The 18431-nt window shown below is 70.8% G+C and carries 15 protein-coding genes; 6 read left to right on the plus strand and 9 right to left on the minus strand.

Features of this window, described 5'->3' with window-relative positions; translation table 11 throughout:
• Positions 1 to 3: 3 nt before the first annotated feature.
• The gene (locus SAM23877_RS09515; protein ID WP_053128961.1) at positions 4 to 867 is read right to left on the minus strand and encodes a helix-turn-helix domain-containing protein; all 864 of its coding nucleotides are present in this window, start codon (positions 865 to 867) and stop codon (positions 4 to 6) included.
• Between the two features lie 101 nt (positions 868 to 968).
• Between SAM23877_RS09515 and SAM23877_RS09520 the strand changes: the two genes are divergently transcribed.
• Positions 969 to 1556, plus strand: a complete 588-nt coding sequence (locus tag SAM23877_RS09520) for a YceI family protein (RefSeq protein ID WP_079030110.1) — start codon at positions 969 to 971, stop codon at positions 1554 to 1556.
• Positions 1557 to 1678: 122 nt separating this feature from the next.
• On the opposite strand, the gene uvrA is transcribed toward SAM23877_RS09520, so the two are convergent.
• Entirely contained in the window at positions 1679 to 4717 is a 3039-nt protein-coding gene (uvrA, locus tag SAM23877_RS09525; protein WP_053142323.1) for an excinuclease ABC subunit UvrA, read from the minus strand.
• Between the two features lie 222 nt (positions 4718 to 4939).
• Here uvrA and SAM23877_RS09530 point away from each other — a divergent pair, with 222 nt between their 5' ends.
• On the plus strand, positions 4940 to 5626 hold the full coding sequence (locus SAM23877_RS09530; RefSeq protein WP_053128964.1) for a maleylpyruvate isomerase family mycothiol-dependent enzyme: 687 nt from the start codon (positions 4940 to 4942) through the stop codon (positions 5624 to 5626).
• 49 nt (positions 5627 to 5675) lie between these two features.
• The gene (locus SAM23877_RS09535; protein WP_053128967.1) at positions 5676 to 6332 is read left to right on the plus strand and encodes an MBL fold metallo-hydrolase; all 657 of its coding nucleotides are present in this window, start codon (positions 5676 to 5678) and stop codon (positions 6330 to 6332) included.
• Between the two features lie 94 nt (positions 6333 to 6426).
• On the opposite strand, the gene aroQ is transcribed toward SAM23877_RS09535, so the two are convergent.
• Positions 6427 to 6900 (minus strand): type II 3-dehydroquinate dehydratase, encoded by a 474-nt coding sequence (gene aroQ / locus SAM23877_RS09540; RefSeq protein WP_053128970.1) that lies wholly within the window; start codon positions 6898 to 6900, stop codon positions 6427 to 6429.
• Between the two features lie 104 nt (positions 6901 to 7004).
• Here aroQ and SAM23877_RS09545 point away from each other — a divergent pair, with 104 nt between their 5' ends.
• Positions 7005 to 8051, plus strand: coding sequence for a S66 family peptidase (locus tag SAM23877_RS09545; RefSeq protein WP_053128973.1), 1047 nt, complete (start codon positions 7005 to 7007; stop codon positions 8049 to 8051).
• Positions 8052 to 8112: 61 nt separating this feature from the next.
• On the opposite strand, the gene SAM23877_RS09550 is transcribed toward SAM23877_RS09545, so the two are convergent.
• From SAM23877_RS09550 to SAM23877_RS09575, 6 genes are all read right to left on the minus strand, one after another.
• Entirely contained in the window at positions 8113 to 9213 is a 1101-nt protein-coding gene (locus SAM23877_RS09550) for a calcium:cation antiporter (RefSeq protein WP_053128976.1), read from the minus strand.
• A gap of 208 nt (positions 9214 to 9421) precedes the next feature.
• Positions 9422 to 10423 (minus strand): TerC family protein, encoded by a 1002-nt coding sequence (locus tag SAM23877_RS09555; RefSeq protein ID WP_079030111.1) that lies wholly within the window; start codon positions 10421 to 10423, stop codon positions 9422 to 9424.
• A gap of 254 nt (positions 10424 to 10677) precedes the next feature.
• Entirely contained in the window at positions 10678 to 12720 is a 2043-nt protein-coding gene (locus SAM23877_RS09560; protein ID WP_053128982.1) for a TerD family protein, read from the minus strand.
• Between the two features lie 104 nt (positions 12721 to 12824).
• Positions 12825 to 13403: a TerD family protein gene (locus SAM23877_RS09565; protein ID WP_053128985.1), complete on the minus strand. Its 579-nt coding sequence runs from the start codon at positions 13401 to 13403 to the stop codon at positions 12825 to 12827.
• A 140-nt stretch (positions 13404 to 13543) separates the two neighbouring features.
• Positions 13544 to 15682: an excinuclease ABC subunit UvrB gene (gene uvrB, locus SAM23877_RS09570; RefSeq protein ID WP_053128988.1), complete on the minus strand. Its 2139-nt coding sequence runs from the start codon at positions 15680 to 15682 to the stop codon at positions 13544 to 13546.
• A 40-nt stretch (positions 15683 to 15722) separates the two neighbouring features.
• Positions 15723 to 16604, minus strand: coding sequence for an MHYT domain-containing protein (locus tag SAM23877_RS09575; RefSeq protein WP_053128991.1), 882 nt, complete (start codon positions 16602 to 16604; stop codon positions 15723 to 15725).
• Between the two features lie 291 nt (positions 16605 to 16895).
• Here SAM23877_RS09575 and SAM23877_RS09580 point away from each other — a divergent pair, with 291 nt between their 5' ends.
• A complete protein-coding gene (locus SAM23877_RS09580; RefSeq protein ID WP_053128994.1) occupies positions 16896 to 17792 on the plus strand; it encodes a glycerophosphodiester phosphodiesterase in 897 nt (298 codons plus the stop codon).
• A gap of 80 nt (positions 17793 to 17872) precedes the next feature.
• The gene (locus SAM23877_RS09585; protein ID WP_053128998.1) at positions 17873 to 18427 is read left to right on the plus strand and encodes a methylated-DNA--[protein]-cysteine S-methyltransferase; all 555 of its coding nucleotides are present in this window, start codon (positions 17873 to 17875) and stop codon (positions 18425 to 18427) included.
• The last annotated feature ends 4 nt before the right edge of the window (positions 18428 to 18431 follow it).

Genomic DNA, 18431 nt, shown 5'->3' on the forward strand with positions numbered 1-18431 from the left:
GGGTCAGCCCGTCGGCCGTACCGCCCGCAGGGCGCCGGGGCGGCGGCCGTTGAGCCGGTCCAGGGCGGCGGCCGTGGTGTCGTCCGCGGGCAGGTGCACGACGATCCGCTGGCCCTCCTCGGGGAGCGCCAGCGTCTCGTGCAGCAACCGCAGCGGCCCGGCCTCCGGGTGCTCGACGTGCTGCGTCCCGACCCGCCGGGGTGCCACGGCCAGGTCGGCGAACCGGTCGGTGAACGGGGCCCCCACCGTCACGGTCAGCTCGTCGGCCAGCTCGGCGACGGACGGGTCCCGCAGCGGGGCCTCGTGCCGGAGCTGGGCGACCAGGTCGTCGGCCATGCGGTCCCAGTCCGGGTAGGCGGCACGGGCGCGCTCGTCGGTGAACAGGTACCGGAGCAGGTTGGGGCGTTCCTCGTCGAGCAGTCCGATCGGGCCGACCAGCCGTGCGTATCCGCCAGTGTGGGCGAGAACGTCGCCGATCCAGTTGAGCACCACGGCGGGGGTGGGCTCCAGACGGTCCAGCACCGCCCGCACGGTGGGTCGCGCGGTCCGGCCGAGCGGTGGGGCCGCGGCACACAGCAGCGGGTCGCCGCCCTCGGCCTCCTTGGTCAGCCGGCGCAGCAGCATCCGGTCCCGCAGCGACAGCTGGAGGGCGTCGGCGAGGGCGCCGAGGACCTGGGCGGACGGGTTGCGGTCGCGTCCCTGTTCCAGCCGGGTGAGGTACTCGACACTGACGCCGGCGAGCGTGGCCAGTTCGGCGCGGCGCAGGCCGGGGGTGCGGCGGCGGGGGCCGACCGGCAACCCCACCTCGACCGGGGTGACGGACTCGCGCCAGGTCCGCAGGAACGTGCCCAACTCGTTGTCGCTCACGTCTGGAACGTACCAAGGTGCGCGGGCGGAAGGGTGGCCCTGCGACTACCACGCTCGGGCCGGTCTCCCTGCCTGGGCGCGACGCGCCCAGGGTGGAGGGCATGACGAATGACACCACCGCCACCGCAAGCGCCACCGCGACCACCGACGCCGTCGCCGCTCCCCTGCCCGTCACCCCTGGTCAGTGGGAGATGGACCCGTTCCACTCCGCCGTGAACTTCACCATCCGCCACCTCGGCATCGCCAAGGTGCGGGGGCGTTTCACCGGGGTGCGGGCCGAACTGTTCGTGGGCGAGCGGGTCGAGGACGTCCGGGTGTCCGCGACGGTCGACCTGGCCACCATCGACACCGGGAACGCCGACCGGGACGCGCACGTGCGCGCCTCCGACCTGCTCGACGTGGAGAAGCGGCCGACGATGACCTACCGCTCGACCCGGGTGTCGGGCGAGGGCGAGGACTGGACCATGGAGGGCGAGCTGACCATCGGCGACGTGACCCGTCCGGTGACGTTCGCCGTGGAGTTCGGCGGGCTGGGAGCCATGCCCGGCGGCGACGGACGGCACGCCGGGTTCGAGGCGACGGGCGAGATCCGGCGCAGCGAGTTCGGCCTGGACTTCGCTCCCGGACTGCTCGGAGAGGTGGTGAAGATCCAGCTCGACATGCAGTTCGTGGAGCCGGCGGGTGCCTGAGCGAGAGCCGAGCGAACGACGCGCCGGGCCCCGCGGAATCGTCCGCGGGACCCGGCGCGTCGCTGTGCCGGCGGGCCGGGCCGCGACCAGGGTGCACTTCGCTCACCCGGAGCGGCCCAGGCTCAGGCCTTGCTCGTCCGCGTCGTCTTCTTCGCGGCGGGCTTGGCGGTCTTGGTCGCGGCCTTGGTCGCCTTGGTGGCGGTCTTCTTCGCCGCCGTGCCGGCGACCGCCTTGGTGGCGGTCTTCTTCGCGGTGGCCTTGGCGGCCACCGTCTTCGCCGCCGCCTTGCGCGGGGCCTTCACGGGGGCGTCGCTGATCCGGTCGGCACCGAGGATGTCCCGCAGGAACTTACCGGTGTGGCTGGCGGGAACGCCCGCGACCTGCTCGGGCGTGCCCTCGGCGACCACCAGGCCTCCGCCGGCGCCGCCCTCGGGGCCCATGTCGACGACCCAGTCGGCGGTCTTGATCACGTCGAGGTTGTGCTCGATGACGATGACCGTGTTGCCCTTGTCGACCAGGCCGGACAGGACCGTCAGCAGCTTGCTGATGTCCTCGAAGTGCAGGCCCGTGGTCGGCTCGTCCAGGACGTAGACCGTGCGCCCGGTGGACCGGCGCTGCAGCTCGCTCGCGAGCTTCACACGCTGCGCCTCACCACCGGACAGGGTGGTCGCGGACTGCCCGAGCCGGACGTACCCGAGCCCGACGTCCTTGAGCGTCTTCATGTGCCGGGAGATCGCGGGGACCGCCTCGAAGAAGTCGGTCGCCTCCTCGATCGGCATGTTCAGGACGTCGGCGATGGACTTGCCCTTGTAGTGGACCTCCAGGGTCTCCCGGTTGTACCGGGCGCCGTGGCAGACCTCGCACGGGACGTAGACGTCCGGGAGGAAGTTCATCTCGATCTTGATCGTGCCGTCGCCCGCGCAGTTCTCGCAGCGGCCGCCCTTGACGTTGAACGAGAACCGGCCGGGCAGGTAGCCGCGGACCTTGGCCTCGGTCGTCTCGGCGAACAGTTTGCGGACGTGGTCGAAGACGCCCGTGTAGGTCGCCGGGTTGGACCGCGGGGTGCGGCCGATCGGCGACTGGTCGACGTGGACCACCTTGTCGACGAGGTCGTCGCCGTCCACGCGCGTGTGCCGGCCCGGGACGCTCCGCGCCCCGTTCAGCTCGCGGGCCAGGTGCGTGTACAGGATGTCGTTGACCAGGGTCGACTTGCCGGAGCCGGAGACACCGGTGACCGCCGTGAACACGCCCAGCGGGAAGGACACGTCGATGTCCTGGAGGTTGTTCTCACGGGCGCCGTGCACGGTCAGCCGCCGGGACGGGTCGAGCGGGCGCCGGATGTCGGGCAGCGGGATGGCCTTCCTGCCGGACAGGTAGGCGCCGGTCTGCGACTCGGTGTTGTCGAGCAGCTCCTTGACGGACCCGCTGTGCACCACCTTGCCGCCGTGCTCGCCCGCGCCGGGGCCGATGTCGACGATCCAGTCGGCGACCTTGATGGTGTCCTCGTCGTGCTCGACGACGATGAGCGTGTTGCCCATGTCGCGCAGGCGTACGAGAGTCTCGATCAGCCGGTGGTTGTCGCGCTGGTGCAGGCCGATGGACGGCTCGTCGAGGACGTACAGGACGCCGACGAGTCCGGAGCCGATCTGCGTGGCCAGGCGGATACGCTGCGCCTCACCGCCGGAGAGGGTGCCGGCCGCCCGGTTCAGCGAGAGGTAGTCCAGGCCGACGTCGACCAGGAACCGCAGCCGTTCGTTGACCTCCTTCAGCACCCGCTCGGCGATCTTCTTGTCGCGGGCGCTGAGCTTCAGCTCGCCCAGGAAGTCCGCGCAGTCGCTGATGGACATCGCCGAGACCTCGGCGATCGACTTGCCCATGACGGTGACCGCGAGGACCAGCGGCTTCAGGCGCGTGCCCTCGCACGTGGGGCAGGGCACCTCGCGCATGTAGCCCTCGAAGCGCTCGCGGCTGGCGTCGCTCTCGGCCTCGCTGTGCCGGCGCTTGACGAAGGGGATCGCCCCCTCGAAGGCCGTGGTGTACCGGCGCTCGCGGCCGTACCGGTTGCGGTAGCGGACCTCCACCTGGGTCTTGTGACCGTTCAGCAGGGCCTTGCGGGCGCGCAGCGGCAGGCCCGCGAAGGGGATGTCCGTGCGGAAGCCGAGGGCGTCCGCGAGTGCGCCGATGAGGCGGCCGAAGTAGTCCTTGGTGTGCCCGTGCGACCAGGGGTGGATGGCGCCCTCGTCGAGCGACTTGTCCTCGTCCGGGACGATCAGCTCGGCGTCGACCTCCATGCGCGTACCGATGCCGGAGCAGTCGGGGCAGGCGCCGAAGGGCGAGTTGAAGGAGAAGGAGCGGGGCTCGAGCTCCTCGAAGGACAGGTCGTCGTACGGGCAGTACAGGTGCTCCGAGTACATGCGCTCGCGCTCGGGGTCGTCCTCGGGGAGGTCTACGAAGTCGAGCACGACCATGCCGCCGGACAGGCCGAGGGCGGTCTCCACGGAGTCGGTCAGCCGACGCTTGGCGGAGTCCTTCACCGTGAGGCGGTCGACGACGACCTCGATGGTGTGCTTCTCCTGCTTCTTCAGCGTGGGCGGGTTGGAGAGCTGGACGGTCTCGCCGTCCACTCGCGCGCGGGAGTACCCCTTGGTCTGGAGATCGGCGAAGAGGTCGACGAACTCGCCCTTGCGCTCGCGCACCAGCGGGGACAGCACCTGGAAGCGGCTGCCTTCCGGCAGCTCCAGGACCCTGTCGACGATGGCCTGCGGCGACTGGCGCGAGATCGGCCGGCTGCACTCCGGGCAGTGCGGCTTGCCGATGCGGGCGAAGAGCAGGCGCAGGTAGTCGTAGACCTCGGTGATGGTGCCGACCGTGGAGCGCGGGTTGCGCGAGGTCGACTTCTGGTCGATGGAGACCGCCGGGGAGAGGCCCTCGATGAAGTCGACGTCCGGCTTGTCCATCTGGCCGAGGAACTGCCGGGCGTAGGAGGAGAGCGACTCCACGTAGCGCCGCTGGCCCTCGGCGAAGATGGTGTCGAAGGCCAGGGAGGACTTGCCCGACCCGGACAGGCCCGTGAAGACGATGAGCGAGTCGCGAGGCAGGTCGAGCGAGACGTTCTTCAGGTTGTGCTCGCGCGCGCCACGGACGATGAGACGGTCGGCCACGCCGGTCCGCACCTTTCTTGAGAGAAGTGACAGGGGCGGGGCCCCCGTCCTTCTCAGACTAGGGGGAGCCACTGACAACGCCGGTCGATTCACCAGTCGTCAACAAACCCCGACTGTCCAGCATGCCCGACGCCGCTTCCGACCATATAGCACGTGCATTCGATTAGCGGACGTCGTCCGTCACCTTCACCCGAAGGTGTGGCGCGGTCTAGGGTCAGCACCATGATTGATCACGCGCATGACCTGGCGTCTGTACGTGACGCTACCGAGCGGCTGCTCATCGCGGTCGGGAAACTGGACAACGCGTCCGTGACGGAGTCGTCACGGCTGCCGGGCTGGACCCGCGGCCATGTCCTCGCCCACCTCGCCAGGAACGCGGACGCCCTCGTGAACGTCTTCGAAGGACGCCCCATGTACGCCTCCGCCGAGGCCCGGGACGCCGACATCGAGCGGGACGCCCCCCGCCCCCTCGACGTCCAGCTCGCCGACGTGCGCGAGAGCGGGGCCCGGTTCCAGGCGGCGGGGGCCGTGCCCGCCGACTGGTCGCGCACCGTGGCGTTGCGCAACGGGGTCACCGACTCGGCCTCCCGGGTCCCGTTCCGGCGGTGGGTCGAGGTGGAGCTGCACCACGTGGACCTGGGCATCGGGTACGAGCTGGAGGATCTTCCGGCGGAGTTCACCGAGCGGGAGACCGCGTTCCTCGCCACCCGGTTCGCCGGGCACCCGGACGTACCGCCCACCCGGCTCACGGACGGCACGCGCGCGTGGAGCACGGGCCGGGAGGCGAGCGCTCCGGAGGTGACCGTCACCGGTCCCCCGGCCGACCTGCTCGGCTGGCTGGCCGGACGTCGCGAGGGGGCCGTGCTGACGGTGGAGGGGGGCCCGCTGCCGTCACTGCCTCCCCTGTGACGCCCGGGAGGCGGTCTTCGGGCCGCCTCCCGACGCTAGGCTGGCCGTCATGACGTACAGCGGAGAGGTGAGGGTCGGCGGCCCCGCCGACGTGCACGAGCTCAAGGACCTGATGATCACCAAGGTCGCGGTCGGCCCGATGAACAACAACGCCTATCTGCTGCGCTGCCGGGCCACCGACGAGCAGCTGCTGATCGACGCGGCCAATGACGCGCACACGCTGCTGGGGTCGATCGGTGACGACGGCATCGCGTCCGTCGTCACCACGCACCGGCACGCGGACCACTGGCAGGCGCTGGCCGAGGTCGTCGCGGCCACCGGCGCCCGCACCCACGCCGGCTGTCATGACGCGGACGGCATCCCCGTGCCGACCGACGTCCTGGTCGACGACGGCGACACGATCCGGGTGGGGCAGGTGGAGCTCACCGCGCGCCACCTCGTCGGACACACACCGGGCTCCATCGCCCTGGTGTACGACGACCCGCACGGGCACCCCCATGTGTTCACGGGAGACTGCCTCTTCCCGGGCGGTGTGGGCAACACCCACAAGGACGCGAAGGCGTTCGCGAGCCTGATCCACGACGTGGAGACCAAGATCTTCGACGCGCTCCCGGACGAGACCTGGGTCTACCCCGGCCACGGCAACGACACCTCCCTCGGCGCGGAACGGCCCCACCTGCCGGAGTGGCACGCACGCGGCTGGTGAACGCCGCGCGCCCCGCGTGCCGCGCGCCCGCACCGATGGGACGGTGCGCGCCGCCGGTTCGCCCGGCACCGTCTCCGGGCGGCGGCCCGGTGTCTCAGGTCCGGGCCCGCCCCTCCCCGGCCAGCGCCGCGATCCGCTCCACGCCGAACAGGTAACCCTGGACACCGCACCCCGCGATCACCCCGTCGGCACGCTGCGAGACGTAGGAGTGGTGCCGGAACGACTCGCGCTGGTGGATGTTGGAGATGTGGACCTCCACCACCGGCAGGCCGTCACAGGTGTTGAGCGCATCCAGGATCGCGACGGACGTGTGCGAGTAGGCGGCGGGGTTGATCACGATCCCGCAGTGGTTCGTCCGGGCCTCGTGGATCCAGTCGACCAGTTCGCCCTCGTGGTTGGACTGCCGGAAGTCCACCGTCCCGCCGTGCGCCGCCGCCGCCTTCACGCACAGGGCCTCGATGTCGGCAAGGGTGTCGGAGCCGTAGATCTCCGGCTGACGCTGACCCAGCAGGTTCAGGTTGGGGCCGTTGAGAATCATGATCGGGGCGTTGGCCAGGGTGCGGGGCACGGTTCCTCCGGTCCGTTCGGGGTGCTGCGGCCCTTGCGCGACCGCTGCTCGGTCCCCGGTTTATCACGGTGCACCGGCGGCCCGGCCGCCCGTACCCTCCGTGCATGGTGCCGATCACTTACCCGCCCAAGCCCTCGTCCGGCGACCGCGTCGCGGTGATATCCCCCGCCTCCGGGCTGCCGGGACTCTTCCCGCGCCCCTACGAGTTGGGGCTGGAGCGGCTGCGCGAGGAGTACGGGCTGAAGCCGGTCGAGTACCCGTCCACCCGGACGATGGGTGCGAAGCCCGCCGAGCGGGCCGCCGACGTCCACGCCGCCTTCGCCGACCCTGAGATCAAGGCCGTGATCGCGTCGATCGGCGGCGACGACCAGATCACCGTGCTGCCGCACCTGGACCGGGAACTGATCCGGGCCAACCCCAAGCCGTTCTTCGGCACGAGCGACAACACGAACCTCCTCGCCTACCTGCGCAACACGGGCATCGTCGGGTACCACGGCGCGAGCGTCATGGTCGAGCTGGGACGTCCCGGAGCCATGCACCCGCAGACCGCCGCGTCACTGCGCGCGGCACTGTTCACCTCGGGCCCCTACGAGCTGCGGCCCGCCGCACGCTGGAACGACGTCGACCGCGACTGGGCCGACCCGGCGACCTTCGACGAGGAGCCCGGGTCACGGCCCGGGTCGGGCTGGTCCTGGGTGAACGCCGAGCGGGTGACCGAGGGACGCAGCTGGGGCGGCTGCCTGGAGATCCTCGGCTGGCTGCTGATGGCCGACCGGGAGATCGCGCGCGACCCGGCGGAGTACGACGGTGGCGTGCTGCTGCTGGAGACCTCCGAGGAGATGCCGAGCGCCGCGGAGGTCTTCCGGACCCTGCGCAACATGGGCGAGCGCGGGTTGCTCCGCCGCTTCGCCGCTCTGTTGATGGCCCGTCCCAAGACGTGGTCCTTCGAACGCCCCCACAGCCCCGAGGAGGGCGCCCGGTACGCGGCGGAGCAGCGCGAGGCGGTCCTGCGGGCCATGCGCGCCTACGCGCCCGATGCCACGATCGTCTTCGACGTGGACTTCGGCCACACCGACCCGCAACTGGTCCTCCCGTACGGCGGGACCGTACGGGTCGACGGGCCCGCCCGGCGCATCACCGTCACCTACTGAACCACCGCCGCTCTTCCTCGTCCTCGTCCTCGTCCTCGTCCTCGTCCCAGGCTCCGCACGTCTAGGGGTTGATCGCGAGTTCCAGATACGCCGCGAACAGCACCAGGTGGACGCCTCCCTGCAGGGGCGTCGCACGGCCCGGCACGACGGTCAGCGAGGCCACCACGACGGTCAGGGCGAGCAGCACCATGTGGGTGGGTCCCAGGCCCAGTACGAGCGGTCCGGAGAGCCACACGGACGCGAGGGCGACCGCCGGGATGGTCAGGCCGATGCTGGCCATCGCCGAGCCGAGGGCCAGGTTCAGGCTGGTCTGCACCCGGTCGCGGCGTGCGGACCGCACCGCGGCGATGGTCTCGGGGAGCAGTACCAGCAGGGCGATGATGACGCCGACGACGGCGTGGTGCAGTCCCGCGGCCGCCACGCCCTCCTCGATGGTGGGCGAGACCCCCTTCGCCAGACCGACCACGCCGATCAGGGCCAGGCCCAGCAGCCCCAGGCTGAGCAGCGCCGTACGGGCGGACGGGGCGTGGGCGTGCTCCTCGAAGGTGATCACCTCGCCCTGCCGGGTGATCGGCAGGAAGTAGTCACGGTGCCGCACCGTGAGGGTCGCGATGAACAGGCCGTAGAGGATCAGCGAGGAGATCGCGGCGAACGTCAGCTGCACGGTGGAGAACTCCGGGCCGGGCGCGCTGGTGGTGAACGTGGGCAGCACCAGGCTGAGTGTGGCCAGGGTCGCGACCGTCGCGAGGGCGGCGCCGGTGCCCTCCGGGTTGAACACCGCGATCCCGTGGCGCAGTGAGGCGACCAGGAGGCTGAGACCGACCACGCCGTTACAGGTGATCATGACGGCCGCGAAGACCGTGTCCCTGGCCAGGGTCGCGCCCTTGTCGCCGCCGTCCGCCATGAGGGTCACGATCAGCGCGACCTCGATGACCGTGACGGCGACCGCGAGGACCAGGGACCCGAAGGGTTCTCCCACCCGGTGGGCGACCACCTCCGCGTGGTGCACGGCGGCCAGCACGGCCGCCGCGAGCACGATCGTCAGGAGCGCCACGATCCCGCCGGGCAGATCCCGGCCCCAGGTGAAGGCCAGCAGCAGGACCGCCGCCACGGGAGTGACGGTCGTCCACTGTGCGAGGAGATCCCTGGGACGACTGACCATGCGGCGATCGTCGCAGAGGGCTACGACACTCGCACTCCCTGTCATGCGGACCGGGGGCGCGTCCCCTCATCCGTCACACGGCCTCACGGGCCGGCGTGCACCACCCGGAACGGCCGCCGTCCACGGCGCCGACAGGAGCGGCGGACGGCTCCTCGCCGCCCGCCGCTCCCGGTGGTGCTCGCTACGCCCGGCTGGGGGCCGTGCGCGGTCAGGCCTCGACGCTGTCCTTCGGAGCCTCGTCGCTCCCGGTGGCAGCGGCTTCGGCCTCGGCCTGCTTCTTGGAGGCCCGGAGGCTGGTGATCGTGGTGACGATCAGGACGGAGCAGATCACGCCGAGGGAGACCGGGATGCTGATCTCGGGGACGTGGACCCCGGACTCGTGCAGGGCGTGCAGCACCAGCTTGACGCCGATGAAGCCCAGGATGACCGACAGACCGTAGGAGAGGTGCACCAGCTTCCTCAGCAGGCCGCCGAGGAGGAAGTACAGCTGTCGCAGACCCATCAGGGCGAACGCGTTGGCCGTGAACACGATGTACGGGTCCTGGGTCAGGCCGAAGATCGCCGGGATGGAGTCGAGCGCGAAGAGCACGTCGGTGGTGCCGATCGCGAGCATCACGACCAGCATCGGGGTCATGACGCGCTTGCCGTTCTGCTCGATCCACAGCTTGGTGCCGTGGTAGCGGTCGGCGACGCCGAAGCGGCGCTCGGCCGCCTTGAGCAGCTTGTTCTCCTCGAACTCCTCGTCCTCCTCGTCGGCACGGGCCTCCTGGATGAGCTTCCAGGCCGTGTAGATGAGGAAGGCGCCGAAGATGTAGAAGACCCAGGCGAAGTTGGCGATGATCGCGGCACCCGCCGCGATGAAGACGGTCCTGAGGACCAGGGCGATGAGGACACCGATGAGGAGCACTCGCTGCTGGTACTGCGAGGGCACCGCGAACTTCGCCATGATCAGGATGAAGACGAAGAGGTTGTCCACACTCAGGGACTTCTCGGTGATGAAGCCCGCGAAGAACTCGCCGGCGGGCTGGCCGCCGCCGAAGATGAGCAGGCCGACCCCGAAGAGGCCCGCCAGGGCGATCCAGACGGCCGTCCAGATCCCCGCTTCCTTGATCGATACGTCGTGCGGCTTGCGGCCGATGAAGAAGTCGGCCCCGATCAGGGCGGCGAGGCCCACGACGGTCAGGACCCACAGGGTCACGGAAACTTCCACTACTACGCCTCCGGCAGTACGTCACACGGCAGATGTCAGCGTCGTCGCTGCCGGAGGTCTCTTCCACCCGGGTCCGGGACGCATGACGCGTTCGGAACTCGCGGGCCGACGCCCCGGGATCTGGCCTGATCCGTATTGACGGGTACGCCGCACAGACAGGGAGTACTCCCCTCCGTACGGACGACAGTACCCCATTCCCCAAGGGAAGGTAAAGAGATTCGCAAATTAAGCTCAAAAGGCCAGGTAGAGCGCCGTCACCGATCCCACGAACGGCGGGCCGCGGCGACCTGGGAGAGCACGTGCCGGAGGACCTGACTGCCGGGCGGCACGAGTGAGGGCTCGTACGTCCACGCGTGCCCCACCCACGGGTCGGCGAGGTGGTCGTCGGCCACCGGCGTCAGCCGGAGCAGCGAGCGCCACAGCGGATCGAGCAGCGGCCCGTACCCGGCCGAGTCCTCACGGTCGGCGACCATCATCAGGTGGACCCCGACGGCGGGCCCTTCGTCCGCGAGGTACCGCAGCTGGTTCACCGCCCGGTCGTCGAAGCCGTGCGGGAAGTCATGGACGATCAGGAGCTGCTGGGAGGTGTCGAGCCCGGGAGGGAGCGCGTCGGGGGCGCCGCCGCGCAACGCCATCTGCACGAGATCGACGCGCTGGGTGAGGCGCGCGAGCACGTCAGCCGTGCCGGCGGCTCCCAGGGCGGGCGGGGCGGCGAGCACCCCGCTCTGCGTCAGGGGTGCCAGTGCCTGCGTGCCCGACCCGGCCGGATCGATGACGTGCACGGTGAACTCGCCCGCCGGATACACGGCGAGCAGCCGCGCCGCGTGGGCGACCGCCGTCTCCAGGCCCAGACTCCGCATCTCGTGGGAGTCGGCGAACGAACCGTCGAGCGAGGCGGAACGCCCGCTGTCGATCCACAGCCCGCGCTCCAGCGGCAGCCGGACCAGCAGGGGGATGCGTATGCGCTCGGCCTCGGGCAGGTGGAGGTCACCCAGCCGCAGGGCCATGGGGATCTCCATCGGTACGCGGTAGGCGTGCCAGACGGGGCTGTCCCAGCTCGCGAAGGCCATCGGCAGGGCGGGCTCGACGACGTCCGCCTCGGCGGCGAGCTGGGCGACGTCCCGGTCGAGGGCCTCCTGGGCCTGGGACACGAGCTGCCCGTACCGCGCGCGGGCCGCCTCCCGGGCGGCGTCGCCCTGACCGCCGATCCGGCTGCGCGGGTCGGACAGGACCTGGTCGAGCTCCTTCTCCATCCGGGAGTCGGCGAAGTCCACGGCGCTGCGGTACGCGGCCGTGGACCGGGCCAGATCCTCGAACATGCCCCACACCTGGTTGTAGAGCCGCTCCTCCATGGACCACCCGGTGGCATCGCCCGCGACGGGCGGCGCCGGCTGTCCCGGTGCGGCCGGGGGCGCGGTCGGCGGCGGAGGGGGCGGAGCGGCGTTCTGCCGGCGTGGGTGGCTGTAGTCGATGGAGCCACCACCCGTGGGCGTGGACGGCCGACCGGCGGTGGAGGGGTCCCCCGGTCCGCCGGGGTGCGGCTGTTGCATCCCTTGCTGCGGCGCGGTGGCGGGGGTCTGCGGGCCGGGAGCGGGCTCGGGGTCGTACGGGGAGACCGGTGGTACGGGGCCCGTGGCACCGTGGGGTGCGGCGGCGCCGTGGTCCGGGCCGTGCGCCGGTGCGGTGGTCTGCCGGGGACGGTCGCCGTCGGCGGTACGAGCCGGAGGCGCCGGCACGGACCGGGCCAGGCCGCCGGCCACCGCTTCGTGGATGCTCCCGGCGAGCTGGTGGGCCTCGGGCAGGTTCTGGTCGGTGAGGAGCTCGGCGATGCCTCCGGCGTAGCCTTGGCCGACGGCCCGCACCTTCCAGGCGCCCTGCCGCCGGTAGAGCTCCACCGCGACGACGGCGGACTCCGCCTCCAGACCGGTGATGGTGTAACTGGCGACCTCGTCGCCGTCGAGACCCGTGACGGCGACGAAGGGGGCGGCGACGGCCCCGAAGCGGGCCGGACCGCTCCCGGCCGCGGGCAGGGCGAGCAGCACGCTGACCCGGTGCACGGCGTCCGGCACGGCGTCCAGGTCCACCGCGAGGCGGTGATCGGCGGCGGCCTGCCGGGAGACCTCCAGGCCGGGCAGAGTGGGCGTGCCCGGGTGGGCCACCCACTCGACGCCGTGGACCCTGCCGTTCTCGTCGCCGAGCGTGGCCCCGGCCACGACCGGTGTGCCGGCCGAGATCCGGATCTCCAGACGGGCCCGGGGAAGCGGGTGGTTCTGTCCCCGCGTCAGCTCGGCCGTCATCGCCTGTCCCCCTGCGTCACTCGTGCGTCACTCGTGATGTCGTCCGGCGTGCGCCCGTCCCGCCTGCCGGTTCCGCCTACCGGACCGCCCGTGCGTGGCGGCTGCTACAGGACCGGCAGGATCGCCGGCATCAGGTCCTGGAAGGTGCGGCCGTTGGCCGGGGAACCGATCGCGGTCATCGCCCAGCCCTGGCCCGCCCGGTGCACCTTGGCCATGATCTGGGCCGTGTAGGCGCCGCCGCCGGCCAGCGTGTAGCGGGCGAGCTCCTGGCCGTTGGTCTCGTCGACCAGGCGGCAGAAGGCGTTCTGCACCTCCTGGAAGGTCTGGCCCGTGAAGCTGTTCACGGTGAAGACGATCTGGTCGATGTGGACCGGGAGGCGCTGGAGGTCGACGAGGATCGCCTCGTCGTCCCCGCCCTGGCCGACGCCGCCGACGAGGTTGTCCCCGGTGTGGCGCACGGAGCCGTCGTCGCTCACCAGGTGGCGGAAGAAGACGACGTCGACCGGCTGCTTGTCGGCGAACAGGACAGCGGAGGCGTCCAGGTCGATCTCCCTGGTGCGCGAGCCGAACAGGCCGCGCCGCGGAGCCGCCTGCCAGCCGAGACCCATGCGCACCGACGTCAGGCTGCCGCCGTCGTTCTTCTGCAGACTGATGGCCTGACCCTTGGTCATGTTGACGGTCACGCGCTGATCCCCTCTCGGACTGTCCCCTGTTGCCGCGGCGCCCGCGGTTGACCAGAACCCTACGCAGGGGCACCGACAGCGCCCCACCCGGGAACGCACTTTGTGTCGGTCTTGCAACACAGTGCGTGCCGGGCGGGCCGTCAGGCCAGACCGGCCTCCTTCATCTGGCGCAGTTCCTTCTTCATCTCGGACACCTCGTCGCGCAGGCGGGCCGCGATCTCGAACTGGAGGTCCGCGGCGGCCGCCCGCATACGGGTCGTGAGGTCCTCGATCTGCCCGGCGAGCTCCGCCGCGGGGCGGTCGGTGACCGCCGTCTCCTTGGCCTTGCCCTTGCCCGCCTTGGGGCCGGCCGGCGTCTGGCCGCCGAGGGCGGGTACGGGTGCCTTGGCCCCCTTGCCGTCCTTCGACTGGCGGTAGCCGGAGCCGAGCAGTTGCTCGGTGTCGATGTCCTCCCGGGCGATCTGCGCGACGATGTCGTTGATCTTCTTGCGGAGCGGCTGCGGGTCGATGCCGTTCGCCTTGTTGTACGCGATCTGCTTCTCGCGGCGGCGATTGGTCTCGTCGATGGCCCTCTCCATCGCCGGCGTGATCTTGTCGGCGTACATGTGGACCTGTCCGGAGACGTTGCGCGCCGCGCGGCCGATGGTCTGGATCAGTGACGTGCCGGAGCGCAGGAAGCCCTCCTTGTCGGCGTCGAGAATCGCCACGAGGGAGACCTCCGGCAGGTCGAGTCCCTCCCGCAGGAGGTTGATGCCGACCAGGACGTCGTACTCGCCGGCGCGCAGCTCGCGCAGCAGCTCCACGCGGCGCAGCGTGTCGACGTCGCTGTGCAGGTAGCGGACCTGGATGCCGAGCTCCAGGAAGTAGTCGGTGAGGTCCTCGGCCATCTTCTTGGTGAGCGTGGTGACCAGGACGCGCTCGTCCTTCTCGGTCCGCTGACGGATCTCGTGCACGAGGTCGTCGATCTGGCCCTCGGTGGACTTGACGACGACCTGCGGGTCGACGAGGCCCGTGGGCCGGATGATCTGCTCGACGGCGCCGTCCGCACGCGAGAGCTCGTAGGCGCCCGGCGTGGCCGACAGGTAGACGGTCTGCCCGACGCGCCCCTGGAACTCCTCCCACTTCAGTGGACGGTTGTCGAGCGCGGAGGGCAGTCGGAAGCCGTGGTCGACCAGGGTCCGCTTGCGGGAGGCGTCGCCCTCGTACATCGCGCCGATCTGCGGGACGGTGACGTGCGACTCGTCGATCACGAGCAGGAAGTCGTCCGGGAAGTAGTCCAGCAGGGTGTTCGGCGGGGAGCCGGGCAGGCGGCCGTCGAAGTGCATGGAGTAGTTCTCGACGCCGGAGCAGGAGCCGATCTGGCGGAGCATCTCCAGGTCGTACGTCGTGCGCATCCGCAGTCGCTGGGCCTCCAGGAGCTTGCCCTGCTGCTCCAGCTCGGTCAGGCGCTCCGTCAGCTCCTTCTCGATGTCGTTGACGGCCCGCTCCAGGCGCTCCGGGCCCGCGACGTAGTGGGAGGCCGGGAAGACGTACAGCTGCTGGTCGTCGCTGATGATCTCGCCGGTGACCGGGTGGAGCGTGGACAGGGCCTCGATCTCGTCGCCGAACATCTCGATGCGGACGGCGAGCTCCTCGTAGACCGGGAAGATCTCGATGGTGTCGCCGCGCACCCGGAAGGTGCCGCGGGTGAAGGCCATGTCGTTGCGCGTGTACTGGATGTCCACGAAGCGGCGCAGCAGCTCGTCCCGGTCGTGCTCCTCGCCGACCCGGAGGGGGACCATGCGGTCCACGTACTCCTGCGGGGTGCCCAGACCGTAGATGCAGGAGACGGAGGCGACCACGACGACGTCACGGCGGGTGAGCAGCGAGTTGGTCGCGGAGTGGCGCAGCCGTTCCACCTCCTCGTTGATCGAGGAGTCCTTCTCGATGTAGGTGTCCGACTGCGGGACGTAGGCCTCGGGCTGGTAGTAGTCGTAGTACGAGACGAAGTACTCGACGGCGTTGTTCGGCAGGAGCTCGCGGAACTCGTTCGCCAGCTGGGCGGCCAGCGTCTTGTTCGGCGCCATCACGAGGGTCGGGCGCTGGAGCTTCTCGATCATCCACGCGGTGGTGGCGGACTTGCCGGTACCGGTGGCGCCGAGCAGGACGACGTCCTTCTCGCCGGCCTGGACGCGCCGGGCCAGCTCGGCGATGGCCGCCGGCTGGTCGCCGTTGGGCTGGTAGGGGCTGACGACCTCGAAGGGCGCCACCGTGCGTTCGATGTGAGAGACGGGCCGCATGGGTTCCACCGTACGACCCCGCACTGACAACGGGTCCGGATCAGCGGTTCTGCGGGGTGCGGGAGCGCCGGTGGACGAGGGTGCGGCGGGTGTGGTGCGGGGAGTGGTGGGCCGCGGGATGGCGGGTCCGGTGCGGCGGCTCGGGGTGGGCGGGGACGCCCGGTTTCCGGTCCAGCGGGACGTCGGCGGGCTGCCCCGTGACCATCAGCGGGTCGAACATCACCACGACGCCGGCGAGGAGCAGGAAGGCGAGGGGACCGATCAGCATGGGAGCCAGCAGTTCGGCGGGCGATCCGCCGGAGGCCGGATCGGTGGTGCCGTGGACGTGGACCTCCAGGGCGGCCATGCCCGTGTAGTGCATGCCGGTGACGGCCAGCCCCATGACGAGGCTGGCACCGACGCTCCACAGGAACCCCCGGATCTGTCCGGCCGCCCACAGGGCGGCCGTGGCGGCGGCCATGGCAATGGCGACGGACACGGCGACGGTGAGGGTGTTGTACGTCAGCTGCCCGTCCAGGCGCATGCCGGCCATTCCGAGGTAGTGCATCGAGGCGATGCCCAGGCCCGTGATGGTGCCGCCGGTGAAGAGGGCCGTTCCCCGCGCCCCCCGGTAGCCGACGATGAAGATCCCGATGCCCACCATGACGATGGCGACGGCCAGGCTGGCGAAGGTCATCAGCCAGTCGTAGCGGATCGGCGTGTGTTCGATCGTGAACCCCATCATCGCGATGAAGTGCATCGTCCAGATGCCCGAGCCGATCGCCGCCGAGCCGAGGGCGAGCCACCCGGGACGCCAGGACCGGGTGACCCTCATGGACCTGGTGGTGCAGCGCAGCCCGAGGGCACCGCCGAGACAGGCCATGAGGTAGGCCACCAGCGGTGTGACGAGTCCGTAGTTGAATCCGTCGACCGTGCCTTGCATGTGCGGCTGCCCTTCCGCCTTCTTACGCCCCGGGTCACGCCCCGGAATGTCCTGATGTGCGCCCCTCCCGGGACCGCGCGAACGATCAGGGTCGAGTGCAGAGAGTATGACTCCCACCGGAATGGTCGAACGATTCTCCGGCAAAGAATCACGGGCCTGCCCCACTTGTGCGGTCCCGGTGAGCGGAGTTGAGCGACTCCATTCAGCCTGTGGCCATTCTGCACCCCTCTCCCGTTGACCCTCCGGTGTCACAGTGATGCTGTCCGTGATCGCTCGACGCGAGGAGTACGCATGCACGCGCGCGCAGTTGCCGTCACGACCACCGCGCTCCTGGGGGTCGCCCTGCTCGCCCCCCTCTCGCACGCCCGGGCCGCCCACGCCGATGACGCCGACGGGCCCTCGGTCATCGCCCACAGGGGTGCCTCCGGGTATGCGCCGGAGAACACCCTGGCCGCCGTCGACAAGGCGGCCGAGCTGGGCATCCGCTGGGTGGAGAACGACGTCCAGCGCACCAAGGACGGCCGGCTCGTCGTCCTCCACGACAACAGCCTGCGGCGTACGACCGACGTGGAGGAGGTCTTTCCCGACCGGGCCCCCTGGAACGTGAAGGACTTCACCGCCGCCGAGATCGCGCGACTGGACGCGGGCAGCTGGTTCGGTTCCGAGTACGCGGGCGCGCGGGTGCCGACGCTGGAGCAGTTCGTGGACCGCCTGGAGCACCACCACCAGAAGCTGCTGCTGGAGCTCAAGAGCCCGGGCCTGTATCCGGGCATCGAGCAGCAGACGCTCAAGGTGCTCGCCAACGAGGGCTGGCTCGACCGGCACCACGTGGCCGGGCGTCTGGTCGTGCAGAGCTTCGACGCCGACAGCATCCGGACCGTCCACGGCCTCAAGCCCGCCGTGAAGACCGGGTTCCTCGGCACACCGCCGGTATCGGATCTGCCCGAGTACGCGGAGTTCACCGACCAGATCAACCCCTCCTACGGCTCGCTCTCCATGAGTTACGTCTCCTCCGTCCACGCGTTCACGGGGCCGCACGGCCGGCCGATGGAGGTCCTCACCTGGACGGTCGACGCCGCGGACACCGCCCGGCTGGTCGCGGGGTACGGCGTCGACGGCATCATCACGAACAGGCCGGACGTCGTGCGGGACGCCGTGGGCGAGGCGGAGGACACCGTCCGCGGCTGAACCCGACCGGCCCGGGGTCTCGGGGCGTTCTCGTCCCCGAGGCCCCGGGCTCTGTCAGTGGCCGGCCGTACGGTGGGCGCATGGACAGCCATGGGCAGTACGCGCAGCAGGTCGTGTGGACCGTCGTCGACACCGGCATCGGTCCGCTGCTGCTGGCCGCCACCCGCGACGGTCTGGTCAACGTCGTGTTCCACGCCACCGGGACCACGCGTGAGCGGGCGCTCGAACGGCTCGCGGCCCGCCTGGGCACGGACCCCGTCGAAGCGCCCGGCTCCCCGCTGCTGGCCGAGGCGATACGCCAGGTGACGGCGTACTTCGCGGGCGCGCGACGCGACTTCGACCTGTCGCTGGACTGGTCGCTGATCTCGGGTTTCAACCGGGAGGTGCTGCGCGAGCTGGCTTCCGGCGTTCCGTACGGCTCGGTCGTCGGCTACGGCGATCTGGCGAGCCGGGTGGGTCAGCCCGCTGCCGCCCAGGCGGTGGGCATGGCCATGGGGGCCAACCCGCTGCCCGTCGTGGTGCCGTGCCACCGGGTCGTCGAGAGCGGCGGACGCCTCGGCGGGTTCGGGGGCGGGGTGGACACCAAGCGACAGCTCCTCGCCCTGGAGGGTGTGCTGCCCGAGCCGCTGTTCTGAGGGC

Source organism: Streptomyces ambofaciens ATCC 23877 (assembly GCF_001267885.1).
Taxonomy (GTDB): domain Bacteria; phylum Actinomycetota; class Actinomycetes; order Streptomycetales; family Streptomycetaceae; genus Streptomyces; species Streptomyces ambofaciens.